Genomic DNA, 22,106 nt, shown 5'->3' with positions numbered 1-22,106 from the left:
AGAAGCGAACAACGATGTACAGCTGGTGTTCGCCAAACTCAATCACCCAAACCCGGGTAAATTTCTCCGTGTGGTACGCCGGAACTCCTCTGACAATACGAACAGTAAAACAAAGTATAGCAGAGCGCCTGAAAATACGAGAATACCGACTGTGATGGCGTTGTACTCAATCAGTCCGAATGTCTGTTCGATATACAAACCGGCATAGACGAAAATACCCATAAGCAGTGCCGAAGTTAGCTGTTTAGCGATCATCTCTGTTGGTGTTTTAAATGATGACAGCCGCTTGACGGCGATGTATGAGAGCGAGAGCCCCACACCTGCAGAGAGTGCTGTTGCGATTGCGGCACCGACCCAACCGAATAGGTAGATAAGGGTGACGTTCAAAATTAGGTTGGAGAGAATAAAGGCGGTGTAGATGTAGAACGAGATATCGGGCCGATCCAGGCCGTTGAGTGCAGTGAGGAACTGGGACTGGTACCCCTTCAACAGGACGGCCAGAATGAGTATCCAGAGGACAGCCGTTCCCTGGACGAACTCGTCACCATATATCTGCAGAATCTGTTCGGAGAGTATCGTGCCACCAACGAATCCGGGTATCAGGATCAGTCCCTGGTACGATATCCCATCTTCGATGAGTGAGATGGCGTCTTTCCCTTTGGTCGATGCTGCGTTGCTGATCTCAGGAAAGAGCGTCGTCCGCACCGAAGAGCCAAAAAGGGTAAGAAACATCGTCAGACTCCAGGCGATGGAGTAGACGCCGATGAGTGCGGAGGAGACGAAAAATCCCATAATTACGATATCAGCTTCCTTGAAGGTCCGGCTCTCGACGCTCCCGAGCCAGGAGTACTTGGCAAAATCGAGGAGACTCTTGAAATGTTCGAGTGTTGGACGTTTGAAACTGACGCCCAACACCGCGATAGCGAGGAGCGTGACGAGGAAGGCACCGATCGCCTTGCCCGCGAGGAGTCCCGTGAGACCGAGGCCGAAGAGGACGGGAACGACGAGTGCAACCTGTGTCAGGCTCTGGGACGCTTCCTTGAGTGGTTTGAGAACGCCGTAGACGTGGACTCGACGCTGTCCTTTCAGTCCGGCCCCGACGATGGCAAACAGGAGCTGGACGGTGACCAGTAAAGCGACGAGAAGGGCTGCTTCCGCACCGACGTAGGCGTTCACCTGGTCGCGAAAGAGAAGCAGCACTGAGACGGCCACGGCCGCGAACGCGGCGACCATCAGCGCGCCCGCGACGAAGTACCGGTCCGGATCGTCGCCTTCACTCATTCGTTTCTGGACGGCCGAGCTGACGCCCATCGAGCCACCGAGCTTGAGCCAGCCGGCGACGGCGATCGCGACGGCGTAGAAGCCGAGCACTTCTGCGCCGAGAACTCGAGCGAAGTAGATCGTGGCGAGGAAGCCGACGACGGAGGCCGTGACCTTGCCGAGAAAGTAGATCACGGAGGTCTGGCCGATCCTCATATAACCTGTGGGCAAACTTTCGCGGAGAGACGTAAAAACACACCGAAAGGACGGGTCAGTCGGGTTGCTGTAGGTCGGGATGCCAGGAAGCGTCCTTACTGGGGTTGTTCCAGACTTCGTCGCGGTACTCCTGCCACTGTTTGTGCTGGATACGAATGCGGACGGGGACCAAATCTAATCCGATTATTCTCACCGTCGAAAGGTGGTGAATCCCACTGTACCAAATTCAGTACCTCACAAAGCATCGCCAGTTAACCCGACCTGAGTCATCTGTTGATGAGTCGCCAGCACAGCCGAGCAACGCTGATCAAAAACGGAGCTGTCGGTGTCGGCGGCGGTCAGCCGCCGGCGCAACAGCGTTGCAACTTGCGAAAACGCTTGCTGGGTCAGTGACGACCGGTAGAGACCTCCACCTGCTCGGGGAGCAGCTCGACTATATGTCGCCGAAGGAGTGTGTTAGCGACTCGTTTGAGCCGTTCCGGTTCGAACTTCATCCGAAGATGGTAGAGTATCGTGTTCGCCGGTGGCGGGTCTTCGCTGGAGTTGTGCAGCGTCGAGATTGGAGTCCCGTCGGCGGTTGCGCCGACGAGGACCTCGTAGATGTCCTCAGAATTGATTTCAGCGTTGTCGGCAAGATAGAAAGCAACTTCTTCGTCAAGCTGGTTGATGAGGAAGTTAACGAGCTGGTCCTCGTGGATTTCGCTGTCTGCTTGTTGGTCTTGAACACACCTTCAGCAGGCAGATGTCCTAACTAACGGGCTTTGTGAAGTACTGATGTTTCTTATTCGATCAGCTCGCGGGTCTATGATTCTCCATGGCTGTTCAACTAGCTCGTCCGTTAATATTTAATTGTTCGAAACGCGACGGCTCCGCTATGGACATTGAAGAGCAGTTTTTCGACATCTGTGCTGAGCTGGAAACTAACAAGGTCGCCTACTGGGTTGATTTGGGCAATTTACTCGGATTAGTCCGCGAAGGCCATCTCATAAGTTGGGATGACGATATCGATCTCGGTGTCTGGTCCACGGACGTTGAGAAAGTCATTGACATGTTCGAAGAGTCCGAAGATTATGAATACAAAACAAAAACATATCAAAAGAAAGTATTTGCAGTTAAGGGGAGACCTCGCAGTTATGATGTCAAAGTTGATATTATTGTTCGCTCTTGTGAAGTACATTGTTGGTGAGTCAGAGAACTTCTCGAATAATCTGTTTCAGTGCTTCTCGTCCCGGTTTGCGGAGGATTCGTCGCCGAAGTTGGAACGGTCTAAGATACGCTGTCAGTTTGTCCTTTGAGACGCCTCGATGTGGCGAGAGCCACCGTCGCGCCAGCGACGCGTGGCTCTCGCACGTGTTCACGTGTGCGTCTCCATCAACGTACTCGCCGTCACCGTGAATTACTGATTCTCGGTGGAAGTCCTCATCATCGTCAAGTGGATCGTATGCCCGAAATCCGTCGGTATAGACGGTTAGCGACTCCTTCTCGTGGTTTTCGAGAAGGAGTCGCACCGTCGCTTCGTCGGCGGATTTCGCCGGGACGACGTATCGCTGACCGGTGCCGCGATCAACGAGCGTGAACACTGGTGGTTTGTCCTCCTCATACGTTCCTCGTCCGCGTTTCGAGAGAGCACGCGAGCGCGACTCTCGGTCGCGCTCGCGGCCCTTCTTCCCGGCAGAGACGTAGAACTCGTCGATCTCGACCGGGCCAACGAGGTTGATGGCTGGCGCGTCGAGCGTTCTGGCGAACTGCTCGACGCGCCGGCGAAGTGAGCGATACGACACGTCAATTTCAGCGTCTAACTGGCGGATACTCGTGTTGAACCGGAGCAACGAGTAGAACGCGAACAACAGCTTGTCGAGGCCGATCTTCGCGTGCGCGAAGATCGTGCCGGTCTTGTCGTTGAACGTGCGGTCGCAATCCTTACAGAGATACCGCTGGTACTCTCGATAGCTGCCGTGTTTGATCACCGACTCAGACCGGCAGCGCGGGCAACAGAGGCCCTCGCGCCAGCGAACCTGCTCCAGCAGGTTCGCGGCGCTCGCCTCTGAGCTCAGCAATTCAAATGGGAACATTGCGTTCGGGTGACGCGTTCGCGTCACCCTTGCCCGCTACGCTTTCACAGCGACAGCTCTACCCGACCAACAATCTGCTTCCGAAGAGCGTTATTGTTTATCATGCGGGGGAGCAGTATGCTTGGAATGTGACTCATAGACGAATATCAAAGGCGAACCTAATCTCTCGTTTACATTCGGCCTATCACTGGTATGTCAAAGATAATACTATTATGGATCCAGTTTTGAATACAATAAATAAAATCAAAGTTAGAAAAGTACCAAAATACCATTACGAAGACCGCATGTACAGTGAGGAACACGGCGTATACCTACCCTCCCAGCCTGAGGAGTATCTGAAACGAGTCTATGGGAATTGGCAAGTACCGACCAAAGATTACGACTTTTGGACAGACAGCGGTATCCTATATGATGGAGATCCCGGTAATGTGATTGATCAAATCAGACAATAAAATAAGCTGTAGGTTCAACCTGTCAAATGTCACTGCCTAAACATCCTCTGAGTAATAATGTAGTCCAAGTCCAGATATGAGACTAATTTGTTGTTATATGGGCCGTGGCGGTTACTCGCCAATATTTGCAATGGGCCGAAGCCACGCCACTCCCGAAAGAATACCTTTCCCAGTCACGTTATCGGCCAGCCTTTCGATTGGTTTCCTATCAATATGTTTAATTTTATCACTGTCACGTGCCTCCTGCAAGGAGTACTTCGCAGTTGATAGGTCTGTTTTGGGTAGCTGGCCGTTTGATTCAAAGTAGCTGATTACATTCCCACTGCCGTGGTCGTAGGAGTTGAGATATGCTTCCGCACCTGGAAGTCCTTGGCCGAGAAACGAATCCATATTGTACGACCCCGAAATAAATGCAGGCTTACCTGCAGCGGCATTACCTGCAGCCTTCCGATGTATCCAGTATTCCTCTCCCCCAATGGATTCCCGCTGCAGGGTGTCGTGCCCGACATCCCACAGCAGCGATGCGTCGCTCGCTTTGGAAGTGATATCTGCCAACACATCGGCCATATAGCAGTTGGCGAGAAGTCGATTGGCATAGCCGAAATTCATCGCTGCATGCTGGGTCTGAACGTATCGGTCCCCTTGGACAGTGTTCGTATCAATCCCCGAGAATCGCTCCGATCCATTGTAACATTTCCAGTTCTGCGGGAGATCTCGGACTCTGCCACTCCACGCGTGGAAGAGTAGCTTCGAGAGTTGGAGTTTGATTTTATCCTGAAGAGCGGCATGTTCTCGGAACTTGTGGCGATTGGCGTAGTGCCAATTGATGTAGAGGGTGAGTTGATAGTCCCCATGCATGGCAACCAAGACATCGCCCTCACTGAGTCCCCACTCTGTCGCAGTGTCCGAATCTAACACCTCGTCAACGACCTGGAACTCGATAAAGTGGTTTCCTGATAGGTTTGGAATAGGAGTGTCCTCACGTGCGTTTGGGTGACTGAGTATCCACGGCGGGACAAGCTCCCGAATCTCCCGTGTCCGGTTTTCAGTTTTGAACATATTTCCGCCGTTTTCGATGTTGGTCAACAGGTCCGGACTGAATCCCCATTCGTCAACGACGTACTCGGCGCCGTGTTCCAGCATACCGATGGTATCCTGCTTGTCAGGACTGAAACGCTCGTCTGGACTTTGCAGGCGCTCACAGAATTTGGTTAGAAGTTCATCAGTCACGTCCTCTTCTTTGAGGCCGGTCCGCAGGAGAGACATGCCACAGTTGACGACATTCGAACAGAACTCAGGATAGACCGTGCCCGTCGTTGCAACAGCTATCGATCCCGGAGTTTCAGATTTTGACGGGCCGATGTCCCCAAGTGCAATCACTCTTTCCACATCCGGTATACCTGCCACGGTCTTGAGATCATCCTTTAGTGTATCATCGATCCCGAATTCATCCTCGACAACAACCGTTTGCTCGGCATGCATTTGTCCACCCATTGAGCACTCTGTACGTACTTATTGTGGCCAACTCTATTGAATCCGCCGAATCCCTGTTTTATATACTCCTCACCCTGTTTTCGGTTCGCGGAGTCCCCCGTTCTTATGGAGCCCGTAAGTTTCCAATCTGACAATAGCGCTCAGTTGGACAGTGCCGAACGAATGCGGTCCACCGCAGTGTCGATACCACCGGTATTGTTAATGGTTAGTACCTGCGTATGCTTTTCTGCTGCCGTCACTACCTGCTGACAAATGTTATCCAAGTCGTATTGAACCGTTTGAATATCCTCCGAGACCCATTCTTTTGAGGCAGGAACGTTTCCCCGTTTTTGTTGTCTCTGAATGCATGTGTCGACTGGGGCATCCACGTAGATGAGTAATCTGGGTGTAGGCGTACGCTGGAAGTAGTCACTCAGTGGGAACTGTCTGTCGTCAAACCGCCATAGTATTGAGACCGCGCTCTGAGAAAAGCCCTCGTCGATAAAAAGTGTTTCATCGTCCTCGACTGTTTCAACCCCTATTTGATATGTTTCAGCACATCGTTTGACCAGTTGATGAAGTGTCTCCGGTTGATATCGTGCTTCGTTCAGTATCAGAGACAAGACATGGGGAAAGTTAGGGTAGCTTCGAACAAAATCGTCGAATACCGCTCGTCTGAGACGATATTCGATAACGCTATCGACAAGCAGTGAGCGGAGAAAACCCGGGGTCATCCGATAGAGGATCCGGTACCGTTTGCGTGCTTTACGTAGCATCCACCGTTTCACAGCATCCTCTTGGAGCGCTCCAAAGAATTTCGGGTTATCGATTACGGCACCGTAAATCGTCGATTTTCCAGCACCCGGCGGCCCAACAAATTCAATATGACTCATAGTTTACCCAGTTGAATCTAACGAGAGTTCAGCAACGTACCCTGGGCTCGCAGCTCTGCTGAAACCCGTCTTCCAGAGGACCATGGAAACACCACCAACTGGTGGGAGGTATGTCCATTCGTTTAGTTGCAGATCTGTTTCGGTGATGGAAATAAGCTGCTCAAGGTTCTTAGGGTCTACCCAGCAGGTGTGTGTGGGGTTGTTTGGCTGGTTGAACAGTGCTTTCCTGAAATACGCGAAGCCGTCCGGATTCGGGGTCGTGATTATCAGTTTCCCCCCCACAGCGAGATTGCTCTCCGCAGTGCGGATGAACTTCCCTATGTTTTTCAGATGTTCTATAACCTCACCAGCAACGATAACATCAAACTCGGTTTCCGACTCAAAGATTTCGGCGTCCCCCACCTGAACATCGTACCCTTCATTCCGCATCTTTTCGATCTCTTCCTCAAGCACATCTATTCCTTGTACGTGGCACTCGGTGTTTGTTATCAGATACTCATGTAAATTTGCCGACTCTCTCTTCTCTTCACTATGTCTAGCACATCCAATATCAAGAATCGTCTCCGTAGTCTCGGGGATTCGTTGTAACACCGCATCATAACGTATTTTCTCTGACTTCCCCATGCATATGTTCTCCGTTTCGTGCTGTAAATGGCTTCTTATTACCTCCCAACATTCATAGGATAATAGAAGCTCTTACACGTACACCGCTGTAACTATCGAAAAATGCGTGTCGCCATCATTCTCAAAACATTCCCGCCAGACGTCATCGGAGGCATGGAGACCCAGACGAAACGTATGGCAACCGAGCTACACCATCAAGGTCACGACGTGACAGTTTTCACGAAACGCTTCGGTGACCATGATGACAGTGATGTCCCATACGAGGTGGTACGTATCCAAAACTGGCGGGTGAATCCGTTCGTGAGTGATCTCACTTTTCTCGTGTTTGCGATGTTGGCTCTCATCCGTCGTCGTAACGAGTTCGACGTCCTCCAGTGTATGATGCTTTACCCAGTCGGCTTCCTTGGATACGTTCTCAACCGCCTTACCGGCCTTCCGTACTTTGCATGGGTCCGCGGTGGGGACTACTATTTCATGAACGACGTCTGGTGGAAACGTTGGATGATGCGTCGAGTTCTCGATGACACACTTGTTCTCGCGCAGTCCGGAAAGATCCGAGACGATGTAGTCGCCGACTTCGATGATATTGAGTGCAATATCGACATACTTGGTAACGCTGTATCCATTCCTGACGAAACAGCATCAGGAGAAGGAGTCCTCTACGTCGGTCGACTCGCACCGAAGAAAGGTATCGAGTATCTCATCGACGCTGTCGCGGAGATCAACGCGTCGCTCACTATCGTCGGTGACGGATCCGAGCGCGACCGGCTCGAACGACGCGCCGCCGAGGCCGGTGCTGATGTCACGTTTGAGGGCGAAGTCGACCCCGACGATGTCGGTCGATACTACAGGTCAGCAGGTGTGTTTGCCCTCGCGTCGACTGAGGGTGAAGGAATGCCGAACGTTGTGCTCGAGGCAATGTCGTGGGGTCTACCGGTCGTTGCGACGGACAGTGGTGGTCTTCCGTCGCTGATCGACACTGGATATAATGGGTATCTCGTCCCTATGCGTGATTCGCAGGCGTTGTCCGCGAAGATCGAACGACTTCTTGCCGACGACCAGCATAGGGCCAATCTAGGCGAAAATGCGCGAAGATTCGTCGCCGATTACCACTCTTGGGAGGCACTCTGTTCTGAACTCAAAACCCACTACGAGCGTGTTACATAAACAGATAGGGTTGCCGCAACATCCGAATAGCTTCTAATTGCGTGTTATGAACGCGGAAGATTGCCTTTTGCAAATTCGTTGTCACGGTTCATGATGGGGACCCATCTTGAGTGAACGGCGGTCAAATGAAAACATCGAATAATATCATTCGCCGTTGAGTATGGAGTTTTACCACGACACACGTGAGTGGTTGTATGGGGAATTTCAGCTACAAAAGCAGACGTTTGAGAGAGCGTTTTAGAAGCCACGTATCGATAATTGATAGTGCAGAGAGCTTCAAACGTGACGATTTGGCATACTCGCACTGACTCTCCAATTTCTTTGGAAGCCTTTCAAAATAATATAGAAGAATGGTGAGATGATGTATCGTATGGAGAAATTCTTCAAGCTTTCTGGAATTGGTCTCGGACGGGGCCGTCTTGAGATAACCCTCATCGAACGCATCACAGAGTTTTTGATATTGTGTCCAACCTGTATATGGTAGTCGCTGTATAATCAGTTCCAACGCTGATTTAAATATCGCAACGTCTTCAAGGGGATGTCCGGTTGCAACCCCGTCAAAATCAATAAGCGAGACGCTGCTGAAGTCAGTATAAGCATGATATAACATTAAATCGCCATGAATGAGGGATGAGATTTGTTGTGAGTCGTCGTACCGTTCAACCCTTGACCATATTTCTTCGACTAGTTCGCTGTCAAGTTATTGTTCCAACCGCGGGTGAATAGATCCATCAGACACTGCGTCGTATTTATCAATATGAAGGTTAGATATATCGATTTCTGTCGATTCGTTCGATGTCTCTTGATGGAGGCGACCAATGTATCTTCCAACCTGTGTCACTGCCGCTTCGACCTGGTCCCGCGAATGCCACCAGAGACCGGGGACACAGCGAAGGACAAGCTGATGAGAGAGCGGTCGCCCGGGTGCAGGCTCCATGAGTTGAATGTATACGTCGCCCTCGAACACCCGACTCTTGGGCATCCCGATGTCAGTATCGAGTTCGGTCAATCGCATGAGTTCGTCGAATTTCCGGTCCCACCATTTCGCATACCGTATCGAATCGTCGCCGACAGTCACCTCATAGAGGGAGCGCGTGACTGGACGAACGGTAACGTCTCTGTCGAACTCCTCCTTTACAACCGACTGGATATACGTCGCCCGCTCCTGTTTATTTTGATTGGTTGTCATCGTGTCTCGACAGTTCGGTTGTCAACAGTTCCCGATCCATGGCTATGACTTTTGTCATCGCTCGTGCTCTATCTGCTATCATTTATAATGCTTCGAGTACCCTCCGCCACCGCCGGACGGCAGCGTCGAAGCTGTACTCGGCTTTGATGTGTTCCCGAGCATACTGACTCAGCTCCGTCAGGTCATCGCGGTCGAGAATTCCCTCGATGTCCCGTGCAATTGCCTCGCCTGCAACCTCGTCCATCAGAAAACTGGTTTCGCCCTGCCGAACCACGTCCGGCACTCCCGAAACAGGTGTCGCAAGCACGGGTGTCCCACAAGCCATTGCTTCCAGAATCACCGTCGGCAGCCCCTCGGTCGGCTCCGAAGGCAACACGAGCAACCGCAATTCGCTCAACTGCCGGGGCACCTCGTCGTGATCGACCCACCCGGTAAACTCCACCTTTCCCGCCTCGATCTCCGCGGCAAGCTCTTCCTCCAGTTCCTCCCGCAGATCGCCATCACCGATAAACCGAAACGTCACGTCCTCGGGCAACTCCTTCGCCACCGCCGCCAGCGTTCGAACGTTCTTCTCCTCGTCGAGCCGGCCCAGAAACCCGACCACGCGATCGCGCTCTTCGAACGGGACTCGCGGGTAAAATTCATCCGTATCCACGTACCGCGCCCCGTTCGGGTACAGCTTCTCCTCGAACCGATCGAGCCCCAGCTCCTCGGCCATCGAGGGCGTGTAGGTAATGATCGCATCCGCGGCGTGATATCCCAGCCGCTCCATGGACCACACCACGCCAGCCAGCCCGCGGGCCAGCACGTCCGGCAGCCGTCGCTCCCAGTGAAGGCGGAGGGTCAGCGGGACGTTCCCCCGCGGCTGGAGTACGACCGTCTTTCCGGCGAGTTTCGCGGCCACGATCGGGAGCAGATAGGCGGTCACCCCGAAGAAGAGCACGACCTCTTCCGGCCGCCTTCGGAGGATCATCGCCATCCGGACCTGATTCGCCAGAAACCGCAGGGCGGCGATCGGGATCGGCCCGCCGGTGCCGACCCTCGAGACCTCGATCGTGTCGTACTCCTCGCGGAGCGGGGACTCCTCAGCGACAGAGATGGCGACCAGCGAAACGTCCGTGATCGCCCCGAGGATGTCGAGCAACGTCTCCGCGTGACTCTCGGAGGCGGACCCGATCGGGTGGGTGACGACACAGACGTCGTCGGGCTCCGACATGATCTCCGGTTGGTCGGTCCGGTGGAAATACGTACCGCTATCGAGTTCACCACGAGTCGCCTGTCTTCTCACGCCTCGTCCCTGACAGTATGATAGACACGCTCGCAGGCCTCGCCGTCCGGATCGTCGTAGAACGCCTCCCGCACAGCGGCCCGATCGTCACCGTGCTCGTCGGCCCCCTCCAGGATCGCCCGCACGGACTCGACAAAGGCCTCGGGCGTCGTCGCGATCGTCCCCGGCACGTGGTCCTCGTAGTCGAAATACAGATCTCGATCCTCGAGATACACCTCCAGGTCCGGGGCGAAGAAGACCATCGGCCGATCGAGCAGCAGGAAGTCGTAAAAGATGCCCGAGTAGTCGGTCACGAGCACGTCACACTCCCGCAGGAACGGATAGAGATCCCCGCCCGATTCGAGGACAGTCACTCGATCGAGCCCTTCGAGATCCCGATCGAACGTCGTCGCCGGGTGATGGGAGATATACAGCGTCGCGTCGTGGGACCGGAGCACCGAATCGAGCCGCTCCAGTCCGAGATCGAGCTCCGACAGTGGGACGCCGTTCCGCTCGCCGTACCCCTCGCGATACGTCGGGGCGTACAGCAGCACCGGCCCCTCGGCGGCCCGATCGCGGACCGCCGCTAGTGCGGACTCCTCCAGCCCCAATTCCTCGTCTTGGAACGCGTCGAACAGCGCGTCGTTCCGGGGCAGCCCCGTCATGAGGGCTCGATCTGCGGGCGCACCGCGCATGCTCTGCATATTCTTCAGGGGCGGCCCGCTGCCCGTGACGACGTACCGGCGGCGACGCTCGAAGAAGAACTCGACGAGCACCTGGACGATCCAGGGCCAGTCCCTGGTGTGGTCCTCCAGCATCACTTTGAGGTAGTTGCCGTGGGTCAGGTGTATTAGCCGCGCCCGACCCGCGTACGCCGGCGCGATTGGGCCGTGGGTCTCGAACCAGTAGCCCGCCCGTAGCAGCCGCCACCGCCCGGCGAGACTGTGTCTCGTATACGCCTCGTAGCCGTGCTCGCGCAACTCCGCGACGATCCGCTCGTCGGTGCCGATCCAGACGTTCCGGACGTCTGGCTGGCAGTCACAGTAGAGAAACAGATACTTCGAGTTGTCCGCGAACCGATCTCCCTGGCCGGCCATGAACAGCCACAGCGAGTCGTCCCGCGGGACAAGATACGACACTAGGAAGACGATCGGTGTGGCGAGCAGCGCGAGGACCTTCCGGATCGGTGCGAAGGCGTTCCGAACCGAGGCGATCGTGCTCGCGACCGAGACGATCGCGATCGTGAGCGCTGAAAACAGTATCATAAATAACGGACCATCGAAATCGGCTCGGTTCCTTGCATCGACAGTTCGTGTCCACGACTGGTGGGGCCGCCGGCTAATAGCTGTCGACCTCGATTCGGAAGCTAACGTGAATTTTATGTCCGAAGGCGAACTGCTTTATATATGCCAATTGAATGTCCATATTGTTCAGAATATTTTGATTCGAAAGAGTCCTTTGCTGTCCATCTCGTTGAAGAACACGAGTGGGAGCAACTGAGTCGAATTGATAAAAAACGGGTCAGAACGTTCTGTCCGGAAAAAACCCCAGATCGGGGCCCATTGTCGCGTCTGTCGCTCCGTATCAAAAACTCATCCGCTGGTCGGAGGGTTAGTTCAACTGACGTTCGAAACCGCATCACTCGGCGTGGTCTGTTGCGTGCCGGTGCCGTATCGACGGTTGGTCTCGGCGGCATATACGGCCTCAACTGGTACCTACAGCAAGAGCCGACACTATTACAGGAAAACCCAGATCTCATCGAGACCCGGCAACGTGGAATCGACGGCTCAATTATCAACGGAACCGCGTTCAACTCGATTTACGATCGACAGTCTGTTTCGATGGCGGACGTCAAATATCGGTTTGTCGTCGTATCAGATAGCCACTGGGGACACAATTACCAGGGAGACTACGGCCCACAGGGCTGGGTTGAGGCCATTGAGCGGGCCAAAGACGAGATAGAAGCGGTCCATGACGAACGCGAAATCGATCTGTTGTTCCACAACGGCGATATCATTCATAACGACCCAGAAGATCATTTCACAGTTATTGAAGAGTTCTTTTCGGAGCTTCCGGATCCGATTGAGTGGTATCCCGTTATGGGCAACCATGATCTCCTCCCTGGCGAAGAGTGGGAAGCAGTCTATGACATCCCCAAAGATTACACCGTCGAACTGGGCGAGTATGTGTTTATTATTTGCGACACGGCTGAACCCGGCGATCCAGGCGGGCGTCCTGGAGCCGACGTGGATTTCCTTCGATCACAGATCGACGCGTTCGCTGACAAGGCTGGCGTCTTCGTCCTGATGCATATCCCACAAACCTCTGCCGAGGGCGGTTCTGGTGATCCGGATGCGGTCCGCGCACAGTTGGCTCGGGATCCAGTTACCGCGACGTTTTTTGCGCACCGACACGGTAAGAACGAGGTACAACAACTCAATAGCAACAACGACCGCACTGTTTGCTACTGTCCATTGATAGGAGACGAACGGCCACACGTACAGCGCGGGTTCCGTGTCGTGGATGTCATCGAAACGACGGAGTAGTCATTTTGAACCGAGCAAAGCGACATCTGCAGGGTTGCACTTCATTTAGAATACGGTTCTAAGCCCTGTAGTGTCTCTGTAAAATTTCTGTGCCACACCTAGTAGCCGCCTATCGACTGACGATCCCCCAAGCGCTCTCGAAGAGGTACCCGACTCCAACCAGACCAGTGAAGACGAATAGCATCACGATCTGGGCGACTCCCGCCACGGACGGCTCGTCGATCAGCTCTCGGAGCCGGCGGGGGAGATGCTCGAGGAACAGCGATCGGAGGAACCCGAACTCTTCGGCCGAGGAGCCATCGGTCCGGCGTTTCATCGCCCGCTTCGAGACGCCCTGTTCGAACGCCCGACGACAAAGCCACGACAGCCGCGTCCGGTGTTCGAACACCTTGTGGCGCACGATGGCCTCCGGAATGTACATGACGCCGCGATCGTATTCTGCTTCGAGCCGAGCCCCGATCTCGGCACCTTCGGAGTGCCGGTACTCCTCCCCGGTCGGCCCCAGTTCGGGATCGAACCCGCCGAGATCCAAAAACACCTCCCGCCGAAACGAGATGTTCGACTCGAACGTGTTTCGAACCTCGGTTCTCCCGTCGGCGAATCCGCGATGGGTGACGCCGACCAGCCAGTCGAACTCGTCGGGCAGGAACGACGGTCGGCCGGCGAGCCACTCTCCGGTCATGCGTCCACCGACCGCGACCGCGTCGTGCTTCTCATAGGCCTCAACGAGGTGTTCGATCCAGTCTGGTTCGGCCACCGCATCGTCGTCGATGAACGCGACAACGTCCCCGCTCGCCAACTCTGCTCCATGGGTCCGACTCACTGACACACCCCTGTTTTCCTCGTTGCAGTGGACCACCACGTCGTCCCGATCGCCGAACCGGTCTGCGACGCGTTCGTACACCGCCTGGTTGCCGTCGACGACCAGTATCGCCTCGATCGGATCGTACGTCTGTGCGAGGACGCTTTCGACCGCCTCGACGAACGACTCGAAGCGATCCATCGAATAGACACAGACGACTACCGATACATCCATCAGAATGCCATATTCAAGCGGGTCGAATAAGCTATTCGATAGCCATCGTTAGATGTTGTCATGTTCGCTCATGTGAAAGCACGGTGTTAGTGATCAGGGAACGATTCGGACGATTTTTTGAGAGCTTCTTGAACAGGTGTTTAGGATTTGCCGCTGAAGTGGAACGGCTTAGAATACGGCGTGAATTTGTCTTCGGAGACACCTCGGTATGACGAGAGCCACGCGTCGCAGATGCGACGGGGACTCCGCCTCAAAATTGCTGAAACCAATAATGCGCTACGTAAGTGCGTATACGCTTTTTCGGACTACATTCGCAGCGACATCGCCGCCACCAAACGGTAACCGACGTCGAAGTTACACGAAACCTTAATGAATTATTATTAACTTTTAACCCGGGGCCGCCCCATCATCGCCCGTGAACGAGAGGTTATATCGGCAGGTCGTCGAGGAGAGCAACGACGGCATTCGGGTCGTGCAGGACGGGACGGTCGTATTCGTCAACGAACGGCTTTGCGAAATGACGGGCTACGACGAGGCGGAGATTCTCGGCACGTCGAAGGCAGACATCGTCGCCCCGGAGTACAAACAGACCGTCGAGGCCCACCACCACGCGCGGGTCGCTGGCGAGCCCGCACCGAGCCAGTACGAAGTCGAGCTTGAGACAGCCGGCGGAGAGCGGCTTCCGGTCGAGCTTTCGGCGACACGCATCGATTACGAGGGGGAGCCGGCGTCGCTGGTGCTGCACCGCGACATCAGCCAGCGGAAGCGCGAGGAGGCAGCGACAGAGCAGGCCAGAGCGCAACTTCGGCAGGTCATCGACCTCGTTCCGGACCCGGTGTTCGCAATCGACGGCGACGGCGAGTACGTCCTCGTCAACGAAGCGATGGCGACGCTGTTCGGAACGACGCCACAGGCGATGGTCGGGGAGACGCCGGCAGCGCTTGGCCGTCCGGCGCTTGTCGACCGGCTGCACGACAGCGACGAGTCAGTGCTGGAGTCGGGGGACCGACTGGAGCGGGCGGCCGTCGAACTTCCACGGGATGACGGCGCGGACATGACCGTACAGTTGACGAAGATTCCCTACACCGTCGCCGGGACAGGCGAGAAAGCGGTGCTCGGATACGCACGCGACATCACGGCTCGGCTGGCTTCGGAGGAGCGGCTGGAAACGCAGCGTGACAACCTCGAACTGCTGAATCAGGTCGTGCGGCACGACATCCGCAACGACCTCCAGCTTGTGACCGCCTATGCAGAAATCCTCGAAGACCACGTCGACGAGGCGGGGCAGGAACACCTCGAGACAGTCGTCGAAAACGCCACCAGCGCTGTCGAACTAACCCGAACAGCCCGTGATGTCGCGGCGGTCGTGCTACGGAGCGATGCTGACCGCGCTCCAGTTGATCTCGGCCGAGTTATCGAAGACCAGCTTGCGGAGGTCCGGTCGAACTACGAGCGTGCCGTCGTAACTACTGACGGTCCGGTACCGTCGGTGACCGTTCTGGCTGACGACATGCTGGCGTCGGTCGTCCGAAATCTCCTGACGAATGCCATCGAGCACAACGACACCGAGCCACCGACAGTAACGGTGTCAGTAACCGTCGCTGGCGAACAGGCGGTTGTTCGGGTTGCCGACGACGGACCGGGCATTCCGGACAACCGGAAAGAGGCCATCTTCGAGCGCAACGAGCGCGGCCTCGACAGCGACGGGACCGGGTTGGGGCTGTACCTCGTCGAGACGCTCGTCAACCGCTATGACGGGAGTATTCGGGTCGAAGACAACGACCCTCGGGGGTCGGTCTTCGTCGTTGAACTCCCGACGATAGAATCCTAAGACTCGCCAGCAACTTTATCGGGGGTCCCAGCGAAAATGTATACCGATGGATTCTCCGGTGCTATGCGTGGGAACCACCGATGTGCCACTCCCGGCAGGCACGCGGGTCGCTGAGACGCCGAGCGAGGCCGTCTCGGTCCTTACTGGGGGCGAAGCCGTGCGGTGTGTCGTCTGTTCGGTCGGCAGCGGTCCGACAGAGTGGGCCGCCGAGGCCGTCGAGCGAGTCCGAAACGCGGACGCGACGGTGCCGATACTCGTTGTCAGCGAGGCAACTGACGGCGACCTCGCTATCGATGTCGGCCGCGCGGGCGCAGACGAGTATGTCTCCCAAGAGCGGCTCGAAACGGACGGCGAGACGGTCGCTGACCGTGTCAGGGCGGTATCCGAAGGCGACGCGCGGCCAGCCAACATCGAACTCCGCGAGCAGGCGGTGGCACTCGAACGACTCGCGGGAATCATTGCCGACCGGTCTCGGAGTTTCGAGGAGAAGGTCGGCGATGTGCTTGAACTCGGCTGTGAACGGCTGGGGCTCGGTATTGGCTACCTCTCCGAAATCGACGGGGACCGGTTTTCGTTCACACAGAGCCGTGGACTGGAGGCGCTGCTCGAAGCCGCCGGAACCGACCATCTGCTCTCGGAGTCGGTGCCGTTGGAGACGACCTACTGTCGCCGGGTCGTCGACAGCGGGGACGTCTCAGGCTTCGCCGTCGGTGTCGAGGGGACACCGTGGGAAGACACACTCATCCGAGACGACATTGATTTCGGAACGTACCTCGGCGGGCCGGTCGTTGTCGATGGCGATATCGAGGGAACGCTCTGTTTCGCCGACGGGGAGCCACGTAGCACGGAATTTTCTGACGCCGAACAGACGTTTGTCGAAGTGGCCGTCGAGTGGGTGAGCCAGGAGTTCGAGCGTCGGACCTACTGGAACGAGCTACAGGAGACGACAACGCGGTTAGAGCGGACCTTCGACCGTATCAGCGACGCCGTCTTTGCGCTCGACGAGAACTGGAGCTTCACGTATCTCAATGGACAGGCGGAGACGCTGCTCGACCGCGAGGCCGACGAGCTTGTCGGCAAGAACGTCTGGGAGGAGTTTTCCGAGGCGCTCGGCCAACAATACGAGCACGAATACCGTCGGGCGATGGAGACACAGGAACCGGTCACTTTCGAGGATTACTACGAGCCGCTGGACCTGTGGACGGAGGTCAACGCATACCCCTCCGAGGACGGCCTCTCCGTGTTCTTCCGGGATATCACGAAACAGAAGCGCCGCGAACAGGTTCTTCGAGGGCTCTTGGAGACGAGCCGAGCGCTCTTTCGCACCGAGTCACAGGAAGCTATCGCCGAAACGGTCGTCGACGCCACCGAAGACATCCTCGATATCGACATCAGCGGCGTCCACCTCTATGATGATGGGACAGGGACACTCCAATCGGCGGCAGCGTCAACGGCCGTCTTCGAGCTGGTCGGCGAACCGCCGACGTACGAGGTCGGTGAAGGGCTCATCGGGTCGGTGTTTGAGAGCGGGGAGCCGAAGACCTACGACGACATCGAGCGCATCGACGCCTACGATTATGGGTCGGTCCGGTCTGCCATCGCAGTTCCGATGGGCGACCACGGCGTTCTCAGCGTTGGCTCCGAGACGCCCGGGGCGTTCGACGGCTCGGATGAATCCGTCGTAGAGCTGTTGGCGACAACCGCAGCGGCCGCTCTCGACCGGGCAGCGCGGCTGTCGACGCTGAAAACATACGAGACGGTGTTGGAAAGTACCGAGGACATGATATACCTCGCCGACGCCGACGGGAGGATTACGTACCTCACGGCGCCGCTGGCCGAGTGGCTCGGCTATGACCGTGAGGACTTGGTCGGTGAGTCGGTTACGTCGGTGTTCCCTGACGCCAAGCCAACCGGAGAGGCGGCGACAGACGGACAACGAACAATCGAGGCGACCGCACACACCGCAGGGGGCGACCCTCGGCTTGCGGAAGTGACGGTCGCACCGCTTGAGAACGGCGGAGTCGTCGCCTCAGTCGACGACATTCGGGAGCTAGCCGCGACGAAGGCAGAGCTATCGACCGAGCGAGACCGGTTTGCAGAACTCTTCGAGCGGATACCCGACCCTGTCGTCGAGGCTACCATCGACGATGAAGAGGTCCGCATTGAAGGCGTCAACTCGGCGTTCGAGTCCGTCTTTGGATACGAATCGTCCTCGGTAGTGGGACAGAAGGCCGGCGACGTTATCGTCCCGGAAAGCCGCGCCGAAACCGCCGACGAGCTTCGGGAGATGCTCAAAAGCGACGGTGTTGCGACCCGAGAGATACGACGCCGAACCGTCTCCGGCCCCCGGCAGTTCCTCTTCCGTGGCTTCGTCTACCAGACCGGCGAGACCGACCACGTGTTCGGTATCTACACCGACATCACCGAACAAAACGAGCGCGAGCGGTATCTCCGTGTCACGAACCGCATCCTCAGACACAACCTCAGAAACGACCTCAACGTCGTTCGCGGCTTTGCGGAGCTGTTGGCCGCCGAGCTCGACGACCCGGAACACGTCGACTACGCGGAGCGCATCTTCGAGACGGCCGACGAGCTCGTGTCGCTTGCGGCGGACGCAAACGAGCTCCGAAACGTCGTCGGCCGGAACGTGGGCCCGGGGCTGGAGGAAGCTGCACTCGCCCCGTTCGTCGAACGCGTCAGCGAACAACTCAAGGCGCGGTATCCGTCGGCGACCATCGACCGGTCGGTTCCACCAGCGGAGACAGCCGTGGTCGACTCCCGGTTCGAGACCGTTCTCGAACACGTCATCGAGAACGCCATCGTACACAACGGCGACGAGCCGAGCGTTCGGGTGACCGTCGGAGAGACCGACGATACGGCGGTTACGGAGCTGTGGATCGACGACGACGGCCCCGGTATCCCCGAAACGGCACGGAAAATAATCACCGGCGAGCGCGAGATTACGCAGTTGGAACACACGACCGGGATCGGCCTGTGGGTCGCTAGATGGGTCATCGAGGCATACGGCGGCGAACTCGACTTCGGAACGAGCGACCTCGGCGGCACCCGGGTCGTGCTCAGGCTCCCGTCGAACGCAAGAGAGGACTAGTTGAGGATGTCAGCCGCGGTCTCGACGAGGTCGACGGCGTCCCGGCCTTGAAGCCGGTTGTCGCCGAGTTTGAGCCGCAGCCGTGGACGGCCGACATCGATCGGGACCTTCTCCGTATCGAGCAGACCGGCGTCCTCGAGGTCGGTCTTCGTCCGCGAGAAGGTCGCCTTCGAGGCGACGCCGACATCCTCGCCCCACTTGGAGATATCGTACAGCAGATTGCCGTTCTTGGCGGTGAGCAAGAGGAGAATCGAAACCTCATCGAGGCTGTCGCCTCGGCTCCGAACCTCGGGAACGGCCTCAAGCACCGCGTCGAAGTCCGCTCTGGTCTGTTCGTCGAGTGCCTCCTCCAGCGTTTCCCGGACACGAGTTATCGACGGTGTCCGAAGGTCGTAATCGAGCGCCGTCTCAAACCGGTCGTGGTAGCTCTCATAGACGTCGTCGACGACGACCCCATCGTCGGTGCTGAGCGCTGCGACTCCGTCACCCGTCGGGACCGGCGCGACAATTTGGTCCTCGGCGGCGAACACGGAGTTGTCGGCCGGCTCCGAAAGCACACGTAGCGATAGGTCCCCCTCCTCGACGAGTGCAGCGGCCTTCGAAGCGACGACAAAATCCCCCATTGCGTCCTTGAGCGTGCGTTCTTCGGCCAGTACGAGCAGCGTCGGTAGTGTTCGGTCGAACGATGCCGACACGAGCGCGGCAAGCGTCTCCTCCGATGGGTCAACGACGACGAGACTGTCTGTCCCATCAGTGAAAGCGGTTTCGACGACACCGACGACCCCCGACTCAAGCTGTGCTGTTTCCATTATTGATTCTTTGTTGAGTTGAATATTGTTTAATGGTTACGAAGTGTCCCAGACCAAAGCGCCGCAGAAGCCGGCGATTGCGGGGGAACTCCGCGGAATCTATACCGTCGGCGTAACTATCTCGTGTATGCACGAGCCGCCGCAGGAGTACAGCCGCGAAGAACGCTTCGCGGAAGCGAAATCGTTCATCGAGCAGTGTTACACCGAACTCGGGCGGGAGTCGGAAATCGACGACCGGCTCGCCGAAATCGAGGCTGAAATCGAGCGCCGAAACCACTACGAGCATACGCCCGAGGAGCTCGAACACGGCGCGAAGATGGCCTGGCGGAACAGCAATCGTTGTATCGGTCGGCTCTTTTGGCAGCAGCTCAACGTCGCCGACGAGCGTGACTGTGAAACCGCCGAAGCGGTCCACGAAGCATGCTGTCGCCACCTCGAGAAGGCCCGCAATGGCGGCGATATCAAGCCGCTGATTACGGTCTTCAAGCCGATGGTCGATGGTGACCGACAGGTCCGCATCTGGAACTACGAACTGCTGCGGTATGCGGGCTACCGGACTGACGATGGCATCGTCGGTGACCCCGACGAAATCGAGCTGACAGACTACTGCCAGTCGAGAGGCTGGGAGGGCGATGGCACGGACTTCGACATCCTCCCGCACGTCATCCAGATGGGCGACGACGAGCCGGCCATCTTCGAGGTCCCGGACTCGGCTGTCGGCGAGGTGCCGCTTCGACACCCCGACTACGAGTGGTTCGAGGACCTCGGGCTACGGTGGTACGACGTCCCGGTCGTGTCGAACATGCGACTCGAACTCGGCGGCATCCACTACACCGCCGCGCCGTTCAGCGGTTGGTACGTGTCGACGGAAATCGGCGCACGGAACCTCGCCGACGAGGACCGCTACGACATGTTGCCCACCGTCGCCGAGCGGCTCGGCCTCGATACTGACGACAACCGCTCGCTGTGGAAAGACGAGGCGCTCGTCGAGCTGAACCGTGCTGTGCTCCATTCCTACGAGGAAGCGGGCGTCACAATCGTCGACCACCACACCGTGACCGACCAGTTCGAGCAGTTCGAACAGAACGAGGCCGAGGCCGACCGAGAGGTAACGGGCGACCGTTCGTGGCTGCTGCCGCCGATGAGTTCGGCGACGACACACGTCTTCTCCAACGACTACGATGACCGCATCGAGAAGCCGAATTTCTTCTATCAGGCCGCACCCGAACCGCTCAGCGAGCGGCGGGAATCGCTCGGCCGCTGACAAATTGCCGGTTCAATCGTAGTCGTAGAACCCTTCCCCGGTCTTTTTGCCGAGGTCACCGGCTTCGACTTTCCGCTTGAGCAGGTAGGCCGGCTTGTACCGGTCGCCAAGTTCCTCATAGAGCGTCTCGGAGGCGTGCAGACAGACATCGAGGCCGATGTGGTCTGCGAGCTCAAGCGGTCCCATCGGAACGTTCGTGCCGAGTTTCATGCCCGCATCGATGTCTTCCTTGGAGGCGACGCCTTCGTCAAAGGCTCGAATCCCCTCGTTGAGCCACGGCATCAAAATTCGGTTGGTGACAAAGCCCGGCTTATCGTCTGACTCCCACGTCTCCTTGCCGAGTTCTGCGGCAAACTCGTGGGCGAAGTCGACGATGCCGGGCCTCGTCTTCTCGCCAACGACGATTTCGACGCCCTTCATCACCGGCACCGGATTCATGAAGTGGAGACCGACGACCCGCTCGGGGCTGGTCGTCGCGCTGGCGATGGTGGTAATCGACAGCGTGCTCGTGTTGGTCGCGAGGACAGCGTCGTCAACGAGCCCGTCGAGGTCGGCGAAAACATCTTTTTTGACATCGATGTCTTCGACGGCCGCCTCAATGACGAGGCCACAATCAGCCAGATCGCCAAGCGCGGTGGTTCCTTCGATACGGTCGCGTATCGCCTCGGCTTCTTTCTCCGTGTAGTCGCCGCTCTTTACCTTCCGGTCGAGGCTGTCTGCTATCGTCTCGAAGCCGCTGTCGACGTACTCCTGTTCGATATCGCGCATCACGACATCGTAGCCCGCCGCCGCCGCGACCTGTGCGATACCGCTGCCCATCGTTCCTGCACCGACGACGCCGACGCGGTCAAGCGAATCAGTGGTGAGCATATCGTGGGCCTGCGGCCGGCAGAAACCT

At 57.1% G+C, this 22,106-nt stretch carries 17 protein-coding genes and 2 pseudogenes; 6 read left to right on the top strand and 13 right to left on the bottom strand.

The genetic code is table 11. The annotated features are described in order from the left end of the window. Positions 1–42: 42 nt before the first annotated feature. A complete protein-coding gene (locus NP_RS04825) occupies positions 43–1,476 on the bottom strand; it encodes an oligosaccharide flippase family protein (protein WP_011322694.1) in 1,434 nt (477 codons plus the stop codon). 389 nt (positions 1,477–1,865) lie between these two features. After that, positions 1,866–2,174: pseudogene (locus tag NP_RS14090) on the bottom strand (ISH3 family transposase); the annotation flags it as partial. A 176-nt stretch (positions 2,175–2,350) separates the two neighbouring features. Here NP_RS14090 and NP_RS04815 point away from each other — a divergent pair. Further along, entirely contained in the window at positions 2,351–2,662 is a 312-nt protein-coding gene (locus tag NP_RS04815) for a LicD family protein (protein WP_049939498.1), read from the top strand. A 1-nt stretch (position 2,663) separates the two neighbouring features. Here NP_RS04815 and NP_RS04810 read toward each other — a convergent pair whose 3' ends face one another. From NP_RS04810 to NP_RS04800, 4 genes are all read right to left on the bottom strand, one after another. Then, entirely contained in the window at positions 2,664–3,548 is an 885-nt protein-coding gene (locus NP_RS04810; RefSeq protein ID WP_011322692.1) for an IS1595-like element ISNph2 family transposase, read from the bottom strand. A gap of 563 nt (positions 3,549–4,111) precedes the next feature. Further along, entirely contained in the window at positions 4,112–5,482 is a 1,371-nt protein-coding gene (locus NP_RS04805) for an RtcB family protein (protein ID WP_011322690.1), read from the bottom strand. A 152-nt stretch (positions 5,483–5,634) separates the two neighbouring features. Continuing rightward, positions 5,635–6,366 carry an AAA family ATPase gene (locus NP_RS14085; protein ID WP_011322689.1) on the bottom strand — a complete coding sequence of 244 codons (732 nt, stop codon included), beginning with the start codon at positions 6,364–6,366 and terminating at the stop codon, positions 5,635–5,637. 3 nt (positions 6,367–6,369) lie between these two features. Then, positions 6,370–6,990, bottom strand: a complete 621-nt coding sequence (locus NP_RS04800; RefSeq protein WP_011322688.1) for a class I SAM-dependent methyltransferase — start codon at positions 6,988–6,990, stop codon at positions 6,370–6,372. 102 nt (positions 6,991–7,092) lie between these two features. Between NP_RS04800 and NP_RS04795 the strand changes: the two genes are divergently transcribed. Next, entirely contained in the window at positions 7,093–8,157 is a 1,065-nt protein-coding gene (locus NP_RS04795; RefSeq protein ID WP_011322687.1) for a glycosyltransferase family 4 protein, read from the top strand. 208 nt (positions 8,158–8,365) lie between these two features. Here NP_RS04795 and NP_RS15155 read toward each other — a convergent pair. The 4 genes and pseudogenes from NP_RS15155 to NP_RS04780 all read right to left on the bottom strand — a co-directional run. Further along, positions 8,366–8,836: pseudogene (locus NP_RS15155) on the bottom strand (hypothetical protein); the annotation flags it as partial. Positions 8,837–8,857: 21 nt separating this feature from the next. Then, a complete protein-coding gene (locus NP_RS04790) occupies positions 8,858–9,346 on the bottom strand; it encodes a hypothetical protein (protein ID WP_011322685.1) in 489 nt (162 codons plus the stop codon). Positions 9,347–9,428: 82 nt separating this feature from the next. Continuing rightward, entirely contained in the window at positions 9,429–10,562 is a 1,134-nt protein-coding gene (locus tag NP_RS04785) for a glycosyltransferase family 4 protein (RefSeq protein WP_011322684.1), read from the bottom strand. Positions 10,563–10,630: 68 nt separating this feature from the next. Further along, positions 10,631–11,878 carry a CDP-glycerol glycerophosphotransferase family protein gene (locus NP_RS04780; RefSeq protein ID WP_011322683.1) on the bottom strand — a complete coding sequence of 416 codons (1,248 nt, stop codon included), beginning with the start codon at positions 11,876–11,878 and terminating at the stop codon, positions 10,631–10,633. Between the two features lie 141 nt (positions 11,879–12,019). On the opposite strand from NP_RS04780, the gene NP_RS04775 reads away from it, so the two are divergent. After that, positions 12,020–13,159 (top strand): metallophosphoesterase family protein, encoded by a 1,140-nt coding sequence (locus NP_RS04775; protein ID WP_011322682.1) that lies wholly within the window; start codon positions 12,020–12,022, stop codon positions 13,157–13,159. Between the two features lie 109 nt (positions 13,160–13,268). Here the strand turns inward: NP_RS04775 and aglG are convergent, their stop codons facing one another. Next, positions 13,269–14,195, bottom strand: coding sequence for a glucosyl-dolichyl phosphate glucuronosyltransferase (gene aglG / locus NP_RS04770; protein ID WP_011322681.1), 927 nt, complete (start codon positions 14,193–14,195; stop codon positions 13,269–13,271). Positions 14,196–14,610: 415 nt separating this feature from the next. On the opposite strand from aglG, the gene NP_RS04765 reads away from it, so the two are divergent. Continuing rightward, entirely contained in the window at positions 14,611–16,026 is a 1,416-nt protein-coding gene (locus tag NP_RS04765) for a PAS domain S-box protein (protein WP_049939493.1), read from the top strand. Positions 16,027–16,093: 67 nt separating this feature from the next. Continuing rightward, entirely contained in the window at positions 16,094–19,135 is a 3,042-nt protein-coding gene (locus NP_RS04760; RefSeq protein ID WP_158303754.1) for a PAS domain-containing protein, read from the top strand. Here the strand turns inward: NP_RS04760 and tbsP are convergent. Then, positions 19,132–19,944, bottom strand: coding sequence for a transcriptional regulator TbsP (gene tbsP / locus NP_RS04755; protein ID WP_011322678.1), 813 nt, complete (start codon positions 19,942–19,944; stop codon positions 19,132–19,134). The two genes, NP_RS04760 and tbsP, sit on opposite strands and share 4 nt — an antisense overlap. 127 nt (positions 19,945–20,071) lie before the next feature. Here tbsP and NP_RS04750 point away from each other — a divergent pair, with 127 nt between their 5' ends. Further along, positions 20,072–21,208, top strand: coding sequence for a nitric oxide synthase oxygenase (locus NP_RS04750; protein WP_011322677.1), 1,137 nt, complete (start codon positions 20,072–20,074; stop codon positions 21,206–21,208). A 12-nt stretch (positions 21,209–21,220) separates the two neighbouring features. Here the strand turns inward: NP_RS04750 and NP_RS04745 are convergent, their stop codons facing one another. Beyond that, entirely contained in the window at positions 21,221–22,078 is an 858-nt protein-coding gene (locus NP_RS04745; RefSeq protein ID WP_011322676.1) for a 3-hydroxyacyl-CoA dehydrogenase family protein, read from the bottom strand. Between the last annotated feature and the right edge of the window lie 28 nt (positions 22,079–22,106).

The organism is Natronomonas pharaonis DSM 2160, from assembly GCF_000026045.1.
Classification (GTDB): Archaea; Halobacteriota; Halobacteria; order Halobacteriales; family Haloarculaceae; genus Natronomonas; species Natronomonas pharaonis.
This window is presented reverse-complemented; position numbering and strand designations above follow the sequence as displayed.